Genomic DNA, 16,807 nt, shown 5'->3' on the forward strand with positions numbered 1-16,807 from the left:
TTATTGCTTATTGCTTATTGCTTATACTGTAGTAAGTCTCAATGTATTCGTTTTTCCACCTTCATATGATGGAGTAGCATTGATGTTGATTACGAAGTCTCCGGTTTCAATATAACCATAGTTGTGCGTTAGCATATTGACCTGGATGATCGTTTCGTCAGTAGACTTTTTCATATCATAGTAATAGGCATGTACACCCCAAAGAAGGTTCAGCATCGTAATTACTCTTCTGTTACCACTATATACGATGATGTGTGAGTTGGGTCTGTGTGCTGCAAGCTGGAAGGCTGTATATCCTGAATGAGTAAGGGTTACAATAGCAGAAACATTGGTTGTTTTAGCAATTCTTACTGCTGCAAGACAAACCCTGTTGGTAATGAATCTTTCATCAATACAGTTATAATCTTTCTCGATAGGCTCATTTTTGTGTTGGTAGAAATGAGTAGTTTCGATATTTTTTACAATTTTAGCCATGTTTTCCACAACCTGTACCGGATATCTACCTACAGAAGTTTCTCCGGAAAGCATTACCGCATCAGCACCGTCCAATACAGAATTGGCAACGTCATTTACTTCCGCTCTTGTTGGTGTTAAACTGTTGATCATGGTTTCCATCATCTGAGTAGCAATAATTACCGGCTTGGAATAGAATCTTGCTTTTTCTACCAGGTTTTTCTGGATCGCAGGAACTTCCTCCATAGGAACTTCTACCCCAAGGTCTCCACGTGCAACCATTAATCCGTCGCATTCAAGAAGGATTTCATCAATATTTTTAACGCCTTCAGGTTTTTCAATCTTCGCAATAATAGGAGTCTTGAATTTACCGTTCGGGTGGTTTGCAATTAATTCTTTCAGGTCAATAATGTCCTGTGCGTGACGTACAAAAGAAAGAGCAATCCAGTCTACCTCCATGTCAAGCATGAAATTAGCATCCTGAACATCTTTTTCTGTCAAGGCAGGAAGAGAAACATTTGTATTAGGTAGATTAACTCCTTTTTTAGAACTTAACGGACCTCCCTGAATAGTTTTTGCTTTTACAGTATCTTTTTCATTGGTTTCGATAACCTCCAGCATTAGTTTCCCATCATCAATAAGGATTCTTTCACCTACTTTTACGTCTTGTGGAAACTGTTGGTACGTCATGTATACCTTTGTGGAATCTCCCTCCATCTTTTCATTAGTGAAGGTAAGAATATCACCTGGGTTCAGGTAAGATCCCTCCTTTACAACTCCCACTCTCAGTTTAGGCCCCTGAAGGTCTCCAAGGATTCCTACAGAATAACCATACTCATTGTTTAGCTCTCTAATTATTTCAATATTTTTTCGAACTAAGTCGTAATCTGCATGGGAAAAATTTATTCTGAAAATATCAACACCCGCTTTCATTAAATCTAACATTACCTCCTTCGACGATGAAGCAGGCCCTAGTGTTGCGATAATTTTTGTCTTCTTTAAATACTTATTCATAATACTGGATAATTTGATAAAGTTCCTCATCAGAACTCAATGTATAATCTTGAATTGGAAATACAAGATTTTCAGGGAGCAAAATTACGGAAAAATCAGGAAACTGTTCCGAACTATGCAGAATATATTCCACATCTACCTGATTATTTAATAAAAATTTAATGTTTTCTTCTTCTGTAAAGAGTTCTGTCTGAATTTTTTTTTGCTTACTTTCAGAAGATTTATTGGAAATGAAGGTAAAACAAGTCTTCGTATACTTGTGGTAGGCTTCAAATCTTGGAAAAAAATAATCATAATAACCTCCATGAAAGACAAGATCTTTCTTTCTTGAAAAACTCAGGTTGTTGATTTGATTTATTTTGTAGAAAAACTCGTGAGCAGGTATATCTTTGGCTAATCTTACCAATCCTATGGCAATATCTTCAAATTCTATATCATCAAGATCATAAAGTTTTTGAATTTCCAAGTATATTTTCTTTTTTGTTTAAAATATAAAATGCTCTCTGTGCTGCTTTTTCCTCTGCTTTCTTTTTGGAAGTCTCTGTTGCATTAGCAATTTTTTCATCTCCCAGCCATACATGGCATCTAAATACGATAGATTTATTAGCCTGTATTTCTTCGCAGGTTTCGTACTTTATATTGACCTTCTTCTTCTGACTCCATTCGAGCAGGAGACCTTTATAACTTACAATTTTGTTTTCAAGCTTATTGATCTCGGAAGGGGTCAGCAATTTTTCCAAAATAATCCTTTTACAGGTATCATAATGGAAGTCTAAATAAACGGCACCGATTAAGGCTTCAAACAAATTTCCAGAGATATTTTCTCCTAAAGCTGATGAGCTGTTTTGCTTTTGCAAAAGGCTGGTAAGCTTGAGATCTTCTCCTAATTTATTGAGGTTTTTCCTATTAACAATCTTAGATTTCATTTGTGTCAGATATCCCTCATTAGCCTGAGGGTAAGTCTGGAACAAATGACAAGAAATAATTGTACCCAAAACAGAATCTCCCAAAAATTCAAGTCTTTCGTAATTGCTGTCTTGATTTTTAGAAGAATTTTTCAAAGAAAAAGCTTCACGGTAAAGAGCGATATTCTGTACCTCTGTACCCAAAACTTTTCTAAGCTCGGTACTGAGAAAATATTCTCTCTCCGTTAATTGTCTTTTTCTTTTTTTGAGAAGGAATTTAGAAAAGTATTTCTGTAACTCCATTCATTGAATTTAGATTTTCTTAAATAGAACGCAAGCATTATGCCCGCCAAATCCAAAAGTATTGCTCATGGCTACTTTTACATCTTTCTTAACAGCAGTATTGAACGTAAAGTTGAGTCTGCTGTCAATATTTTCATCATCAGTAAAATGGTTGATGGTTGGAGGAACAGTACCATGAATAATAGTTCCCAATGCAGCGATAGCTTCAATAACACCTGCAGCACCTAAAAGGTGGCCAGTCATTGATTTTGTAGAATTAATCTGAATGTCATAAGCATGCTCGCCTAATAATTTCGAAATTGCATTGGATTCTGCGATGTCTCCTAATGGAGTAGATGTACCATGCATGTTGATATGATCTACTTCATCAGCAGTTAAGCCTGCATCTTCCAAACAGTTTTTCATTACCAGATAAGCGCCAAGGCCTTCAGGATGTGGAGCAGTCATGTGATGTGCATCAGCACTTAAACCACCTCCCAGTAATTCTGCATAAATTGTAGCACCACGTTTTACGGCGTGCTCATATTCTTCAAGAACAATACATCCTGCTCCTTCACCTAGCACAAATCCATCTCTGTCTTTGTCAAAAGGTCTTGAAGCTGTTGTAGGATCGTCATTTCTTGTAGAAAGTGCCATCATTGCGTTGAATCCACCGACACCACTTGCTGTAACGGCTGCTTCAGAGCCTCCGCACACAATCACGTCTGCTTTTCCTAACTGGATCAGCATTTTGGAATCAATTATAGCATTTGCTGAAGATGCACATGCAGATACAGTTGTATAGTTTGGTCCGTGGAAACCGTATTCAATTGAGATATGTCCTGGAGTGATATCCGCAATCATTTTTGGGATAAAGAAAGGGTTAAATCTCGGAATTTCCGTATTGGCCCATCCTAACACTTCAGTTTCAAAAGTCTCTAATCCTCCGATTCCGGAACCCCAGATTACACCAACTCTGTTTTTATCTACATTGTCTTCAATAATGCCGGAATGCGCTACTGCTTCTCTTGCAGCAACAAGTCCCAATTGAGTATTTCTATCCATTTTTTTAGCCTCTTTCTTATCGAAATGCTGTAACGGATCGAAATTTTTTACCTCGCAAGCGAACTTTGTTTTAAAGTTTGTGGCATCAAAAAGAGTAATCGGAGCGGCACCGCTCTCACCTTTCACAAGATTTTCCCAGTATTCTTTTGCATTATTTCCTATTGGTGTTATTGCTCCAAATCCGGTTACAACTACTCTTTTTAATTCCATAAACTTTGTTTAATTTCTTTTTTTGTTGAAGAATATTATTTATTTACTACTTCTTCGATGTAAGCGATAGCGTGTCCTACAGTAGTAATTTTTTCAGCTTGGTCATCAGGGATCTGAATGTTAAATTCTTTTTCGAATTCCATGATTAACTCAACTGTATCTAGTGAATCAGCTCCTAAATCGTTAGTGAAGCTAGCTTCAGGAGTTACTTCTGTTTCTTCAACGTCAAGCTTATCAGCGATGATAGCTTTTACTCTTGATGCAATGTCTGACATAGTAAATTATTTTTTTAATTGTTAGATGGTGCAAATATATAAAATTCTTTACGATAAAACATTTTTTTAGTCTTTTTTGTGGACCGGAAGCTTTCATTTTAGATTGTTTTGCTTTAGTCTTTTCGTTTTCAGGAGGTTATATTTATAGTGTTCAGGGAATATAAAATCAATCATGGAATGACTGAGAGAGAAATGGAAGATAATTCTTTTGAACTTCATTATTGTTAGGTTTGATTGATGAATAGCAGGTCAAAAAAATACGCGTTACAATAAAAAACGATTTCAAATTGGGTTTATCAATCTCAACAATTTTTTTATAAAGTCATCATACATATATATAACAGTTAGTTTTATTGTTGAAGTTTGAAATAAGCTTGTTTTAAAGTAAAAAACCACTGAATAATCAGTGGTTTTAGTGGAGTTGGAGGATATAAAACTTTCCTCTATTCATAGTAGTTTAGATATGGTGTTTAAAATTTGCTACCACAATTGCTACCACAATAGTTGACTTAGGATTATTTAATCTTTATCTCCGAGTAGGTTAATGTTGCTCCATATTTGTCTTCTTTCCAATCATCGTCTAATGTTATGTATTTAATTAAGCTTTCAACCTTTCCATTTTGATTGATGTTAAAGTCAATAATTTTATCATCATCTGTACTTACAAGATAAACTTCTTTATTGGTCTTGGTTATTTTTACTGTTTTTAGTTGCAAAACCTCTTTAATGCTGTCTTCAGCTGTTTTTATTTGAATTTCGTTTAGATCTCTTTTTGTTTCACGAATTTCTCCAATAATGTTTTTCATATATAAATATTTAGATTACGTTTGCTATATCTTTTAAAATTTCTGCCAATTCAGAATTTGTTAATTTCTTTTTTAGAATGCTTTGTTTTATCATAAGTTTAAAATCATTCCAGGGGATCTCTCCAGATCCAGCTTTGTTAAATTTTCCAGTTTGAATATTATCGTATCTATTTCTAATTGAGATTTGGTTTATATTAAAAGTAGCGTTTCCCCATTCTATAGAGTGATTGCTGGTATCTTGAAACTTGTCTGTTACCTTCATTTTATTAAATATTGATTTGGAACTATGGTAGTGGTTTTTCCCAGTGTGGTTTACTATCTTCATGGCTCTCATCATCTGGAATGACTAACATCAAATTTTGAATTGGTGGATAAGTATTTCTGAGAGGTGTTAATGAACGTACTGTTTCATCAATTACCCAATCTTCTTCTGGTACCGAATAAGACTGAAAAAAATGACAGAATATCCAACTTAAATTTAAATTATTTGTATCTATACTTTGAGCTGTATTCTGAATCTTCTCAAATCTTTGACTTTCAACTTCTGGTCCGTCATATGTTTCCATTCCTACGTGTATGACTGATCTATCATCATACTCCTCACCACTAAATTGTTCGATTGCAGAGAATATTTGGTTTTTAATATCTCTTGCTTTTGCAAAGATTGCTTCTTTTGCATCACATTTCCAAAAAACACCAAATGCATGTGATATTTTATTTACATAAAGATTATTTACTTCCCCTTCGCCAACTCTAAAGAAATCCCCTAAAATAGCACATGAAAAAGATTTATGATCAACACTTTTCCTTCCAATTAATTTATTCAACATAGGGGAGGGGTATTTTACGGAGTTGAGTCGTAGGTGATCGTTAATATCTGAAATGTTAACGGAAGAGAATGATATTGTCACTTCATTATTTGATATCTTTTGTCCAGAAAAAACCTTTCCTTTTTCTAAATTAAGAATATTTTTAAGATACGTATCCGGTAAGTTTTCAAGTTCTACGTGAAAAACAACATCTAAAAGTAAATTTTTTTTTAATAATTCTTTTCCTATATAGTTAAGCATTCGTTGTCTCTTTGCTGTTTCCCTATAGGTGTAGTCAGCTGTTTTAGACTGTCTTTTACATTCAATATGCCAAGTTTCTGACCCTTTGGTTGCTACTAAATCCGGTGTTTTGCTATCCTTTTTTTCCTCTAAAAAGGATACATTATAACCATTTTTTGTCCATAATAAAGCAACTAATAATTCAAATAGTAAGGCATCAGCTTCAGATTTTCTTTTTCGTATCAGTTCTTTGATTCTTTTTTCAATACCTGCTATATTCTTAAAAAGATTTATATCTATTCCAATTCGCTTAAATATGGGAATGATTCGAGCACCTTGATAATATTCGTATTTGTGAGGTTCATTGATATAAACATCAACTAAATACAAATACCATCCAATAACATCATTTTTAATTGCCAATAAGGTTCCTTCGGTTAGCGGTTTAGAAAAGGGAACCTCTGAACTAAATTCATAAGAGATCATTTTTTCTATGTCTGATCTTCTCTTTATCCAATCTTTTTCTATAATGAATGACATAAAGTAATTCAATGAATTTTGTATATCAGTGTCAGCTTGTATTTTAAAATTGTAGTTTTCAAGTGGTATTCTTTTCATTTGATTTTATGGTTATTTAAATACTTTTAGATGAAGTTAAAAAGAAGATTTAATTTATCATTATGGTTTTCCATAATGATATTTGATAATTATTTCTTACTAATTTATTAATTTCAACAAATTCAATAGAAAAAAGGATTTATTGTTTTATTCCTTTTTATTTAATGCTGTTCTATCCAAGTTCCAATGAAGTCACCAGAAAAAATCTTTGTCATAGTTAATTCTAGTCTATTGAGTTTATTATCAGTTATTTCCATAACTATTGGTTCAGTCCCTAGCAAATAATTGTGATAAAGAACAAATTTTCCATTTTGTTCTTTAATTTCATAATGGACAGCGTTGTGTGGATTATCTTTTAATCTTAAAGTATTTTCAGGAATAAATTGATAATAAAAACCATTTGTAGATTGGAATATTTTATTTTTTATTTGAGTTTTAAATTCGTTTAAATCCATGTGTTGATGTTCCTTTTATTTATAAATATCAAATTTTCGGAGACTAAAACAAATACTATTCTGTAAGCAATTTCATGCGAAGGTGTTGAAAATTAGATGTTGTTTTCAATATAAAGATTAATGTTTAGATATTAGCAGACTATGTTTTACGGAATATTTAATTGAATGACTCTTGTAAAGTTTTTTCTAGATATAGAATTAATACATTCCTAAAAGTTCTGATTTCTTTCAATTTATGTATTAATAAAGTGTTATATCTTGTTAACTCATTGTCTCTTTGTTGTTTTCTTAATATAGGATCGGAGACTGTTTTTATTATTTTTGTTATTAACATAAGGTGAATCTCAAATTCTTGCTGAAGTTTTAATAGAGTTATTGTTAAATCTTTTCTTGCATTATAAAAGCTATCTTCAGAAATAAACACCTCAATTTCACCTTCTTTTAGATTGTAATTAAATTTTGCCTCGTATAGTTTTTCAATAATTAGAGCATTTTTAATATCACAGTCATTTTCATAATTAGCCTCGCTGAGGGCAACTAGTCTTTCCCAATGATTATAAACGCCAAAGTAATCTAAAATAACTTTTCTTTTAAGTGAATTATAATCAATCTTACCGCTTGTTTGTATATTTATTTTAGATTCTACAGTTTTGATTTTTTCAGTGATTTCTTCTATGTCTTCTTTTGTTGCGACATTTTTCCCTTTTTCTGTAAAATACGCAGGAAAATAATTTTTTATTAAATAGAATAAAATTAAGGTAATTAAAATTGGTACCACAGTCGAAATCAGAATTTGCCAGTTCATGCTTGGAAATGTTTTTCGTTATTTAGTTTCATTAATAGATTACTATGATTATTGATTTATAATGTAATTATTTAGTAAATGCGATCAAAGTAAAAATATAAAATAGTTTAAATATAAAATACCGTAATTCTACGGTATTTTATAAAATGATATTTGTCTTTGTCTAGGAGTAGATTAATTAATATCCTTGGTGATTTTTAAATTCTTTTTCACATTTTAAAGAACAAAATTCTTTATCCTCAATAACAATACACTGGTATTTATTTCCATTTTCGTAACTGTCAATACATTTAACCGGATCAACATAACCAATGTTTATTAAAAGTCCTATTAATTGAAGCGGATCTTCGACAGGTACTACGATATTACTCAACAATTGTTTAGAGGAGTAGTATTTGCTTTCAAGAATGAATTCCTTTCCGCACCATTTACAATTCTTTGATTCAGAATTACATGATTTTCCGGATAAATCTTTTGGGTCTGGGTTGGGATCACTCAATATTTTTTTTAATTGTAATATCTGTTCATCATTAAGATTATATTGACTAATTACTTTTGAAGTATTAATAAGTTTTTCCGCTTCAGGAGTGATACTTATTTCTGACCAATTAAAGCCTGTATAAGTCGATTCAATATTATTTTCTTGATATGATTCATTATTATCAGAGTACTTTTCATTGATATGTTGTTTTATTATATCAGGTACAGGTTCAAATTCAGAGAACCAAAATTCTGTTTTGTCGAAATTGTAATTATAATCAATGATTGTAATCAGTAAAAAAGAATAGACTATATATCCAACAATGTTTAAAGTTTTGTTCAAAATAATAGATGTATGATCTTTACCAGAACGTTTTCCAAAAATTAAATGGGACAGAAACAAAAAGAATCCAAAACAGACAAGAAATGAAATAATAAACTTGGGAGATAATAAGGATTCGGGGTCAAAGAGGTTTAGATAATCATTATAGTACATCCGGTTATATTTTAATGTATATATTATTTTCTGTAGTAGTCAATCTTTTTGTCTTTTTGACCATCTCCGTTTTGATCGTAATAATCATACTCCTGAAGTTCCATATCTTGGTTGGTTAATTTATTTAAGTAATATTTTTCCCCATCAATATCAAGTAATTTGGTGGTAGGATTGTAGATATAGGGTAGTTGTTCTATAGTACCGGATTGTTTACATTGATTAGTTGAAAAATTCATGACAAAAGTTGTGAGATAATACTTATTATTGTTCTTAAACTCATGAATTGACTCCTTTTCACATTTTGAGTGTTCATAAGATTGTAGGATTGTATTATCCTTTCCACTAAAAACAACTGTTTTATATCTGTGCCATACTCCTATAAGTTGATTAGTTGTGTTCTTTTCTTCTAATGATTCATCATTGTGGTTTCCACATGATGATAACAGAATACTGATTCCAATGATTAATTGAGTTTTTTTCATAGTTATTTTCCTTTTTTATATTCCTCTAATTTTTCAAGAGTTGGGTTATTAAGTTCATTGTATTTTTTCTTTATTTTATCCGCAGTGAAACTACTCTTGTTTCCCTTGATACTTTCACGGACGAAATATTCAGAAACCTGAAAAGATGATGAGAGAACTTTGACTATTTGAGTATTGTATGTCAGTCTTTTTTGCGTATTTTTATCCATTGCTTACTTTGTTTCAAATACGAAACAAATATATCAATATTTCAATACAAATCAATAAATATATAGTAATAATGAATGATTTTTTTGAGAGATTAGATAAATACATGGAATACAAAGGTTTAAATGATAATAAACTTACCGTTGAGACTGGTATTTCTGTAGGTATAATCGGAAAAGGGAGAAAAAGAGGAGGGTTGTCTCAGGAAAATATAGCAAAAATACTATATCGTTATTCTGATTTGAATGCCAACTGGTTATTTAGAGGTGAAGGGAATATGATAATCGAGGATCAAATATTTTCTTCTTCAGAGATTAATTGGAAAAAAATAATAAAATCTCAAGAAGATTTATTAGAGATTTTGAAAAAACAAACTGCTAAATAAGTATCTAAAGTATACTTATTTTAGTAATTTTATTAGCCATTTTTCATATTTAAAGAACTTTTACACTATCTTTTTAAACCTTTTTTGCCTGAAATTATAATACCCGGTTTAAATTTAAACTAAAAATAAAATCCCATTTATAATGGTATAAATAAAGCTTTTTCACTCTTTACCTAGGGTAAATATTAATTTATTACACTCGAAAAACATCGATATCTATTTCAAATTCGTAATATTTTTTCAAAATTCTTAAAATATTATTTTGCCGGAGGAAACAACTAGTATTATATATCTTAGAATACAATTTTTAAATTAAATCATTTCAAGTTTTATTGCCACTTTTTTTACTTTCATAACCGTCTTTGTTGACATTTCAAGAATTTTACCTATCTCTCTCAGGGTTCTTCCTTTCTTAAGATATTCTAATGCCTTCTTATTTTTTGGTTTGTTAATAAAGTTGGAATCACCTTCATTGGTTCCAATTGGTCTTCCTAAAATTCCACCATTCTGAAGATAAACCATTCTCCCAACACTAGTTCTTTCCAAAATATTCTCAAGTTCCATTTCATATAGTGAAGACATTACAGAAGAAATCATTTTCCATATTGCGTTTTTCTTACCGTTAGGTCTGGACTGAAGACCTATATTTCTTACAACCACATTAATCTTTTCATCTTCCAACCATTCCAGTGTTTGGATTACATCTCCAGTGTTTCTTCCGAGTCTTGAAAACTCTTCTACCACGATTTCTGAAATTTTCCCTTCTTCAATCAGTTTAATGAGTTCTTTAGATTTGGGACGGTCTTTAAAACTTACCGATCCGGATATTTTATCAAGAAAAACCATATCATATTTTTCTTTGTCTGCTTCAAAACGATTTCCTGTTTGAAGTAATGTAGAAACTCTATTGTATTTTACTCTCATTTTGTGGTTGTTTTAATCACAGATTAAATTTAAAGCGAAAATACCTTTAAGCCTAAGCATTTAGCACTATTTAGCACTTTCAGAATGCGTTACCTTTTATTGTAATATAAAGGAAAACACTATAAGTCTACGGAATATTACTATAGGGACAAAATAATAATCAATACCTTTTATATAATAAAGAAGGGAGTCAATCTCTCCCTTCTTATAATATTCTAAAAATCATCATTATCCCCCCTCTAGAGGGGGACTCAAATCCTCCCTCCTCCCCCTATGGTATTTTGATAAAAAAAACTGGGTTCAATAATTTAACTGAAATCTCAATAAAAAAATTTCTGGAAAAAAATCTAAAAATTGAAGTAATTTATCATTTTTCTATGAAATCATGATTTACTTATTTAACAGCCTATGCTATTTTCTTCTTAATAATAAATTGATCTGATACATACAAAGGGAAATTTGAATATACTTCCACTGTACAATCATTTCTTAATGTTCTTGCTCGTCCTACCGCCTGTATTAAATCGGATTCTATTAAAGATAATTGAATATCTCTTAGATCTTCATTATCAAATGCATTAAACATAAACTCAAATCCATTATACTGTATTTTTTGATAAGTCATTGGTGAATTTTTTATGTCAAAATTAACTCCCATCAATTTTGCCATTAGAAAATATTCAATATTATTTCGGTGCGGAGTACCAACAATCGTAATATTTTGTCCATTAAGATTATCATAGCCAGAACAATTACCAAAATGAACTTCTTTTGGTGAGTTTTGAAAAATTTCTTTGTGGTCAATAAATGTAATTACAGTTTTACCTCCAACTTCATCACTAATTTGTTTACCATAGATGTTCAATCCTTTTCTAGAACATGATCGACCTGTATATTGTATTATTTCCCCTTTTTGTTCAACATGTTTGATATCAAAAACTTCAAATTCCATTTCAGGATATAATTTCTTATAAAATTCAACCGGAATAGTTGCGGACATAATTATATTTTTTGAGTCAATAGGAAGCTCCTTCTTTATTATGTAATAGACCATATCCTCATTTTTGATGAAGAACTTACTATTAAAAAAATCGAAAACATTAGTTTGAAAAATGTTTTTATCATGGATGAAGTCAGAAAGATTATCATGATTGATTTTAAAGTTTGGGGTTTCATAAATCCCAGCTTCAAGTGGTAAGAAAAAAATTGCAACTTCTTTCAATGGATCGTGTAAGTATTGAGTTCCAATGATATCTTTAATCGACATAGATTTTATTTCCACCAGTGAATTGAGAGGGTCTTCATCAAAAATAATAGTTTTATGTATGAAGGAATCTGAATTTAAAACTCTTTTATGAGTAGTTAAAACAGTTTTATTTGGGTTCTTACACTCTTCAAGTTGAGTTATATAATCTGCAGCCAGTTTAATATCATCCAAATTACTTGGATATCTAAATTCAGAGACTTGTCCAATTAATCCCATTGATTTCTTTGGTAAACCTATTTGATAATAATATTCTATTTTTGTATTAAGAGAATTTTTAAAAAACTTAATAGTATCTGGTGAAAAAGTATGATCTATAACCATTCTCTCTTTCACCTCATTCTTAAGATTATTAGTTGGTAATGCAATAACACATTTTTCAACATTAGTTAATAATCTTGTTTTTCCAATTGCAGTTGGTAATGAAAATATATAGGTTTTATTCGTCTCATCATTGTCGAGAACTTTATTAAAACTTGAGATCATCTTCTCTTCTGCTTCTTTAAGACTTATCTTATTAATCGGCTCTAATATTTCTATATGTCCTCTAATATTGTTAACTTCAGTAATTATGTCATGAATATCACTATCTTCGATATAATTGGAAAATTTATAAACAGGTATTGGATGATATTTCATCTTTTTAACGTAAGGTATAATGGCGAAATTGTTGGAAGTATAGTTTGTTTTACCTTCTAAATTAAATTTTTTCATTATTTCTTTTATTTTCTTCTCACCACCTCTTATATATATAATATTGGTGACCAGTCCGAAAAGTTGATTATGATCTAGCCATTCTCCATTAAAAAAACTATCCAGAATTTTTACCTTTTTTCTTGCCATATCCCAATCAACGATTTTTCCCCCTTTTAAAGAAGTACAATTAAAATTATTGTTATGTGCTAAAAAGTGTTTATCCTTATAATTATTATATAGATTATTACAAAAATTAGCAGTAATTGAATTTGTACCAAGAATATTTCTTGTAAGATAATTATCTCTAGAAATTTTATTAATATCAATAAATTCAATGAACTTAATTAGCGATACGGGTACAGTACTAGTTATTTTTACATTGGTTCCACCATAAAATATTCTGGATGGATTTTTACATTTAGGATCTATAAAAAATATCTTTTCTAAGGCAATCATAATCTTATCATAAATACCAATGTCATTAATTGTACTATCAAAGAAAAAAACTACCCGGAATTTATGAAGTTCCACCGAAGTTCCAAATGTATCATAATGAAGATTAGGACAAATTCCAAATTCTTCAAATTTTTGATAAACTTCTTTTAACGAAATTTCTCCTTTATCAAAATCCAATCCGATAATAGAAGATTGAATCCATTCATTATTACTTATCGATTCTTTAAAAATACCACCACTCCAAGAATGTGCCTTTGGTCTGGTAATTAATGTCGCAAAATCTCTGATTGTTGTTTCTGTTGGAATAATGGATTGGTTCACTTGCCAAAATTGACCATCTCCCAACTTTTTGTTAAATATTCTCTCACTTATAGAATATTTGAATAACTTTTCTTCCATATTATTATTTTTATTGGAAGTTTATTGGATAACTAATCATCCCATTACATATGTAAGTGCATTTTCTAAGAAAACAAAATAAGAAAGTTAATTTTAGCATTTTTTAGCATGACAAGATCATATTAATTTATACTTTCAATATTTTTATTAACTGATATACAACTTCTTATATTAAAAATACAAAAATTACCACTTTATAATTGGGTAACTATTATTTTTTTATATCTTTGTCACATAAAATAGATAATATGAAAATTGATATAAGTAACATCGTTCAAAAACTTAGTCAAATGACGATTAAGCCTAGGACATTTTATGTGGGATTACCTATAATTCAAATAAAAAAGATGAATAAAAAGGAGGTTATGCATGAACTGAGGAATCCCGATAGAAACTTATATAAAAAGTTTACAGATAGTTATTTTGAGGATATTGAAGAGGAGAAAAAAAAGGTGATTCAAAATTTCAATAAATTTCTTCATGAAAAAATTGATTCTCTCAATGTAATTGATATTATAGAAAGAATAAACGAATGGATAATCCGTATTGAGAAATTAATCTTGATTTATGATCCTAAATATTACCGATCTGTTTTCGAAAAAAAAGGTTCGGGTTTTAAATATGATAAGGTGAAGATTGTTTGGATCGATTCCAATGGAATTAAAGATAAAAATACAACTCGAACTTTCGGGCAAATTGGTGAAGAGAGTTTAAAAGAAATAATGAAAAAATTTCTTGTAACTAATGAGAACGCAAAAAATCCTAGAGAAGAAGAAAGGATTAAAGTTGTTGATGGTTTCTTTATTTCAGATCTAATTGTTGAAATTGACAGAGAAGATTGGATATTTGAATTTAAAATGGCAACCAAAGACGACTATATACAAGAAGCAGTAAGAAAGGAAATATGGGAGTTATATAAAAAAGAATACAACTTGTAAATGTCTTTGATTAAATAAGGAGATAGAGGGATAATTCCCTTTTTTTTATAAAAAAAACAAAAGTTACCCAAAATAAAATTAACCTACTATAAAATTAAAAATAATATCATTATGAAAAAAATAGAAAATTCATCAGTTGTATTCCCGTTAGTAAACAATATTACGACAATTCCTACATCACAAATTGAAATCTCAGAAGGATGGAAAGAACTGTTTGATAAAGAAGGAAAATCGTTTTTCATTAAAAACCTTGAAGATCAAATAAAAAAAACTGGATATTATTCTCCAATTGTTGTTTTTAGGGTTGATAGTAAATATGTTATTGTTGATGGAGTTTTAAGGTTTTTAACGTTGTTAAATTTAAATTTAAACCAAATTAACTGCATAGTACTAGATAACACTCCTGAATCAAAGGAGGAATTTAAAGACAGAATAATCGAATACAACTTAAAATCAGTTCCAACAATAGAGGAACGTAAAAGACTTTTATCTCATTATCTTCGGATAGTTGATTGCCAAAGCGAATTGGATGAAAGCTCTTATAACGAAAAATACAGATTTATTTCTGAACAATATGGTAAAGGATGGGGAAGAAATAACGTAATTACTTTTAAAAAATCTTTAATTTTTGATAAAGAAAATCCAAGTAACAATTTGAATCTTTCGACGAAAATTTTGGAAAATGAAATCTCATGTGACAGGGCAAAACAAGCATTAGATTTATTGACTAATAAAGAATTGAATTACAGTCTTGAAAAAGAAAAAGAGGCTAAAATACTTGATGGATTCCTAAGCAAGAATTATGATTTTAGAAAGGCTAAATTATTAGTTAGTCAATATAATACGAAAAAGGATAAAAAGATTACAAACATAAATCCTATAACTAAAATTACTTCAGAAAGGTATTCCATATTATCTGGAAATTGCCTTGATACTCAATTTCCAAAAGATACAATACTAAATGGTATTTTCACCTCAATTCCTTATTATAATCAAATTGAGTATTCAGAGAAGAATACACAAGGGCGGGAATTTGAAATTGGTCGTGAAAAAAAACCTCTAGAATTTATCAAAAATATCGTGGATGTAATGAAACTTGGAGCTGAAAATATGAAAGATAACGGAGTTATAATAATAAATCTCCATGATTCTTACCAAGGAGGAATATGTGTAGGTATAGTTGCTCTTTTAGTAACAGAAATGCAGAAAGCCGGATTTTTCTATATCGATCAGGTAATCTGGCAGAAATCAAACAATAAACCGCAAGGGAATAATACCAAGAGATTTACAAATGGATACGAATCAATTCTTATTTTCTCTAAATCTAAAGATTATTATTACGATCAGTTAAGAATATTTGATCCGGAGAAATCTGCAACAGTTAAAAAAGGTTGTTCCGAACAAGGCAACAAAGGAGCGGATAAAGTATCATCTTATCATATATCCAATCATTATAAAACAATCAGAAATTTTCTTTGTGATAATGATATTGAGCAGATATTAAAATTAAATATTTCAAAAGAAAGATCTCAACAAGACGGTTTACAAAACGGATTTTTCGGATCTTTTCCAACATTACTTCCTATACCATTTCTTTTATCTTTTATCCCTGAAAACGGTACTGTATGGGATCCATTCGGTGGAACTGGAACTACAGGAAGAGCGGCGTTAATGCTTAATCGTAAAGTAATTATCAGTGAACTTTATGAAAAGAATATAGTGAAGATACGTGAAATTCTTGAAAAAGGTGTTTCTGAGTACAATGAGAAGGATTATATTACATTAAAACAAGATTTTTTATCAATAGACAACAAGATCGAGTATGCAGCATAATATTAAATTTTAAAATAATAAAGATGGATCAAATATATTTACAAAATATAACAAAGGATGAACTCATTGAAGAGATTAAGGTAAGTATTATTGTAGAACTTAAAAAAATTATCAGTAAAGAAGATAATAAGGATTTTTTGTTGAGTAGAAGAGAAGCTTGGGAATTACTTAAAATCAATGAATCAACATTAAATAGGTGGGTGAAATTGGGGAAATTAACTCCACATTATCTGGGAAGTAAGGTGTATTTTAAAAGATCTGAAATACCTCTTTAATTATTATAAAAAGGAACTGTTAAAAATAACAGTTC

General features: G+C 30.1%; 19 protein-coding genes. 4 read left to right on the forward strand and 15 right to left on the reverse strand.

Annotated features, from left to right (window positions below):
• Positions 1-21: 21 nt before the first annotated feature.
• The 13 genes from pyk to DEU39_RS17135 all read right to left on the reverse strand — a co-directional run bounded on the left by pyk (position 22) and on the right by DEU39_RS17135 (position 9,604).
• Entirely contained in the window at positions 22-1,467 is a 1,446-nt protein-coding gene (pyk, locus tag DEU39_RS17075; protein ID WP_062675798.1) for a pyruvate kinase, read from the reverse strand.
• The gene (locus DEU39_RS17080; protein WP_120232748.1) at positions 1,460-1,933 is read right to left on the reverse strand and encodes an IPExxxVDY family protein; all 474 of its coding nucleotides are present in this window, start codon (positions 1,931-1,933) and stop codon (positions 1,460-1,462) included. The genes pyk and DEU39_RS17080 overlap by 8 nt, the downstream gene beginning before the upstream one ends.
• Positions 1,911-2,675 (reverse strand): ribonuclease III, encoded by a 765-nt coding sequence (rnc, locus tag DEU39_RS17085; protein ID WP_062675799.1) that lies wholly within the window; start codon positions 2,673-2,675, stop codon positions 1,911-1,913. Before rnc ends, DEU39_RS17080 begins: the two co-directional genes overlap by 23 nt.
• Before the next feature lie 9 nt (positions 2,676-2,684).
• On the reverse strand, positions 2,685-3,929 hold the full coding sequence (gene fabF / locus DEU39_RS17090; RefSeq protein WP_062675800.1) for a beta-ketoacyl-ACP synthase II: 1,245 nt from the start codon (positions 3,927-3,929) through the stop codon (positions 2,685-2,687).
• Between the two features lie 35 nt (positions 3,930-3,964).
• Positions 3,965-4,204 carry an acyl carrier protein gene (locus tag DEU39_RS17095; RefSeq protein ID WP_002976354.1) on the reverse strand — a complete coding sequence of 80 codons (240 nt, stop codon included), beginning with the start codon at positions 4,202-4,204 and terminating at the stop codon, positions 3,965-3,967.
• 515 nt (positions 4,205-4,719) lie between these two features.
• Positions 4,720-5,010 (reverse strand): hypothetical protein, encoded by a 291-nt coding sequence (locus DEU39_RS17100; protein WP_120232749.1) that lies wholly within the window; start codon positions 5,008-5,010, stop codon positions 4,720-4,722.
• Between the two features lie 10 nt (positions 5,011-5,020).
• On the reverse strand, positions 5,021-5,272 hold the full coding sequence (locus DEU39_RS17105) for a hypothetical protein (protein ID WP_120232750.1): 252 nt from the start codon (positions 5,270-5,272) through the stop codon (positions 5,021-5,023).
• A 22-nt stretch (positions 5,273-5,294) separates the two neighbouring features.
• Positions 5,295-6,677, reverse strand: a complete 1,383-nt coding sequence (locus DEU39_RS17110; protein ID WP_120232751.1) for a restriction endonuclease — start codon at positions 6,675-6,677, stop codon at positions 5,295-5,297.
• A 161-nt stretch (positions 6,678-6,838) separates the two neighbouring features.
• Positions 6,839-7,132, reverse strand: a complete 294-nt coding sequence (locus DEU39_RS17115) for a hypothetical protein (protein ID WP_120232752.1) — start codon at positions 7,130-7,132, stop codon at positions 6,839-6,841.
• Between the two features lie 157 nt (positions 7,133-7,289).
• Positions 7,290-7,937, reverse strand: a complete 648-nt coding sequence (locus DEU39_RS17120; RefSeq protein WP_120232753.1) for a hypothetical protein — start codon at positions 7,935-7,937, stop codon at positions 7,290-7,292.
• A gap of 178 nt (positions 7,938-8,115) precedes the next feature.
• Positions 8,116-8,913 carry a hypothetical protein gene (locus DEU39_RS17125; protein ID WP_147367604.1) on the reverse strand — a complete coding sequence of 266 codons (798 nt, stop codon included), beginning with the start codon at positions 8,911-8,913 and terminating at the stop codon, positions 8,116-8,118.
• 23 nt (positions 8,914-8,936) lie between these two features.
• The gene (locus DEU39_RS17130) at positions 8,937-9,395 is read right to left on the reverse strand and encodes a hypothetical protein (RefSeq protein WP_120232755.1); all 459 of its coding nucleotides are present in this window, start codon (positions 9,393-9,395) and stop codon (positions 8,937-8,939) included.
• A gap of 2 nt (positions 9,396-9,397) precedes the next feature.
• On the reverse strand, positions 9,398-9,604 hold the full coding sequence (locus DEU39_RS17135; RefSeq protein ID WP_120232756.1) for a hypothetical protein: 207 nt from the start codon (positions 9,602-9,604) through the stop codon (positions 9,398-9,400).
• Between the two features lie 71 nt (positions 9,605-9,675).
• On the opposite strand from DEU39_RS17135, the gene DEU39_RS17140 reads away from it, so the two are divergent.
• The gene (locus DEU39_RS17140) at positions 9,676-9,987 is read left to right on the forward strand and encodes a hypothetical protein (RefSeq protein WP_047096490.1); all 312 of its coding nucleotides are present in this window, start codon (positions 9,676-9,678) and stop codon (positions 9,985-9,987) included.
• A gap of 312 nt (positions 9,988-10,299) precedes the next feature.
• Here DEU39_RS17140 and DEU39_RS17145 read toward each other — a convergent pair whose 3' ends face one another.
• Both DEU39_RS17145 and DEU39_RS17150 read right to left on the reverse strand, forming a co-directional pair.
• A complete protein-coding gene (locus DEU39_RS17145) occupies positions 10,300-10,911 on the reverse strand; it encodes a recombinase family protein (protein ID WP_120232758.1) in 612 nt (203 codons plus the stop codon).
• A gap of 406 nt (positions 10,912-11,317) precedes the next feature.
• Positions 11,318-13,726 (reverse strand): hypothetical protein, encoded by a 2,409-nt coding sequence (locus tag DEU39_RS17150; RefSeq protein WP_120232759.1) that lies wholly within the window; start codon positions 13,724-13,726, stop codon positions 11,318-11,320.
• A gap of 248 nt (positions 13,727-13,974) precedes the next feature.
• On the opposite strand from DEU39_RS17150, the gene DEU39_RS17155 reads away from it, so the two are divergent.
• From DEU39_RS17155 to DEU39_RS17165, 3 genes are all read left to right on the forward strand, one after another.
• Positions 13,975-14,664 (forward strand): hypothetical protein, encoded by a 690-nt coding sequence (locus DEU39_RS17155; protein WP_120232760.1) that lies wholly within the window; start codon positions 13,975-13,977, stop codon positions 14,662-14,664.
• Between the two features lie 111 nt (positions 14,665-14,775).
• Positions 14,776-16,497 (forward strand): site-specific DNA-methyltransferase, encoded by a 1,722-nt coding sequence (locus tag DEU39_RS17160; RefSeq protein WP_120232761.1) that lies wholly within the window; start codon positions 14,776-14,778, stop codon positions 16,495-16,497.
• A 23-nt stretch (positions 16,498-16,520) separates the two neighbouring features.
• A complete protein-coding gene (locus tag DEU39_RS17165; RefSeq protein WP_120232762.1) occupies positions 16,521-16,772 on the forward strand; it encodes a helix-turn-helix domain-containing protein in 252 nt (83 codons plus the stop codon).
• Positions 16,773-16,807: the final 35 nt, after the last annotated feature.

The sequence above is a fragment of the Chryseobacterium sp. AG363 genome (genome assembly GCF_003610675.1).
GTDB lineage: Bacteria > Bacteroidota > Bacteroidia > Flavobacteriales > Weeksellaceae > Chryseobacterium > Chryseobacterium cucumeris.

Coding starts and splice junctions, on each gene's coding strand:
- pyk (WP_062675798.1), bottom strand. CDS start 1,467: ATGAATAAGTATTTAAAGAAGACAAAAATTATCGCAACACTAGGGCCT.
- DEU39_RS17100 (WP_120232749.1), bottom strand. CDS start 5,010: ATGAAAAACATTATTGGAGAAATTCGTGAAACAAAAAGAGATCTAAAC.
- DEU39_RS17120 (WP_120232753.1), bottom strand. CDS start 7,937: ATGAACTGGCAAATTCTGATTTCGACTGTGGTACCAATTTTAATTACC.
- rnc (WP_062675799.1), bottom strand. CDS start 2,675: ATGGAGTTACAGAAATACTTTTCTAAATTCCTTCTCAAAAAAAGAAAA.
- DEU39_RS17155 (WP_120232760.1), top strand. CDS start 13,975: ATGAAAATTGATATAAGTAACATCGTTCAAAAACTTAGTCAAATGACG.
- DEU39_RS17095 (WP_002976354.1), bottom strand. CDS start 4,204: ATGTCAGACATTGCATCAAGAGTAAAAGCTATCATCGCTGATAAGCTT.
- DEU39_RS17140 (WP_047096490.1), top strand. CDS start 9,676: ATGAATGATTTTTTTGAGAGATTAGATAAATACATGGAATACAAAGGT.
- DEU39_RS17135 (WP_120232756.1), bottom strand. CDS start 9,604: ATGGATAAAAATACGCAAAAAAGACTGACATACAATACTCAAATAGTC.
- DEU39_RS17110 (WP_120232751.1), bottom strand. CDS start 6,677: ATGAAAAGAATACCACTTGAAAACTACAATTTTAAAATACAAGCTGAC.
- DEU39_RS17130 (WP_120232755.1), bottom strand. CDS start 9,395: ATGAAAAAAACTCAATTAATCATTGGAATCAGTATTCTGTTATCATCA.
- DEU39_RS17115 (WP_120232752.1), bottom strand. CDS start 7,132: ATGGATTTAAACGAATTTAAAACTCAAATAAAAAATAAAATATTCCAA.
- DEU39_RS17125 (WP_147367604.1), bottom strand. CDS start 8,913: ATGTACTATAATGATTATCTAAACCTCTTTGACCCCGAATCCTTATTA.
- DEU39_RS17160 (WP_120232761.1), top strand. CDS start 14,776: ATGAAAAAAATAGAAAATTCATCAGTTGTATTCCCGTTAGTAAACAAT.
- DEU39_RS17145 (WP_120232758.1), bottom strand. CDS start 10,911: ATGAGAGTAAAATACAATAGAGTTTCTACATTACTTCAAACAGGAAAT.
- DEU39_RS17105 (WP_120232750.1), bottom strand. CDS start 5,272: ATGAAGGTAACAGACAAGTTTCAAGATACCAGCAATCACTCTATAGAA.
- DEU39_RS17165 (WP_120232762.1), top strand. CDS start 16,521: ATGGATCAAATATATTTACAAAATATAACAAAGGATGAACTCATTGAA.
- DEU39_RS17150 (WP_120232759.1), bottom strand. CDS start 13,726: ATGGAAGAAAAGTTATTCAAATATTCTATAAGTGAGAGAATATTTAAC.
- fabF (WP_062675800.1), bottom strand. CDS start 3,929: ATGGAATTAAAAAGAGTAGTTGTAACCGGATTTGGAGCAATAACACCA.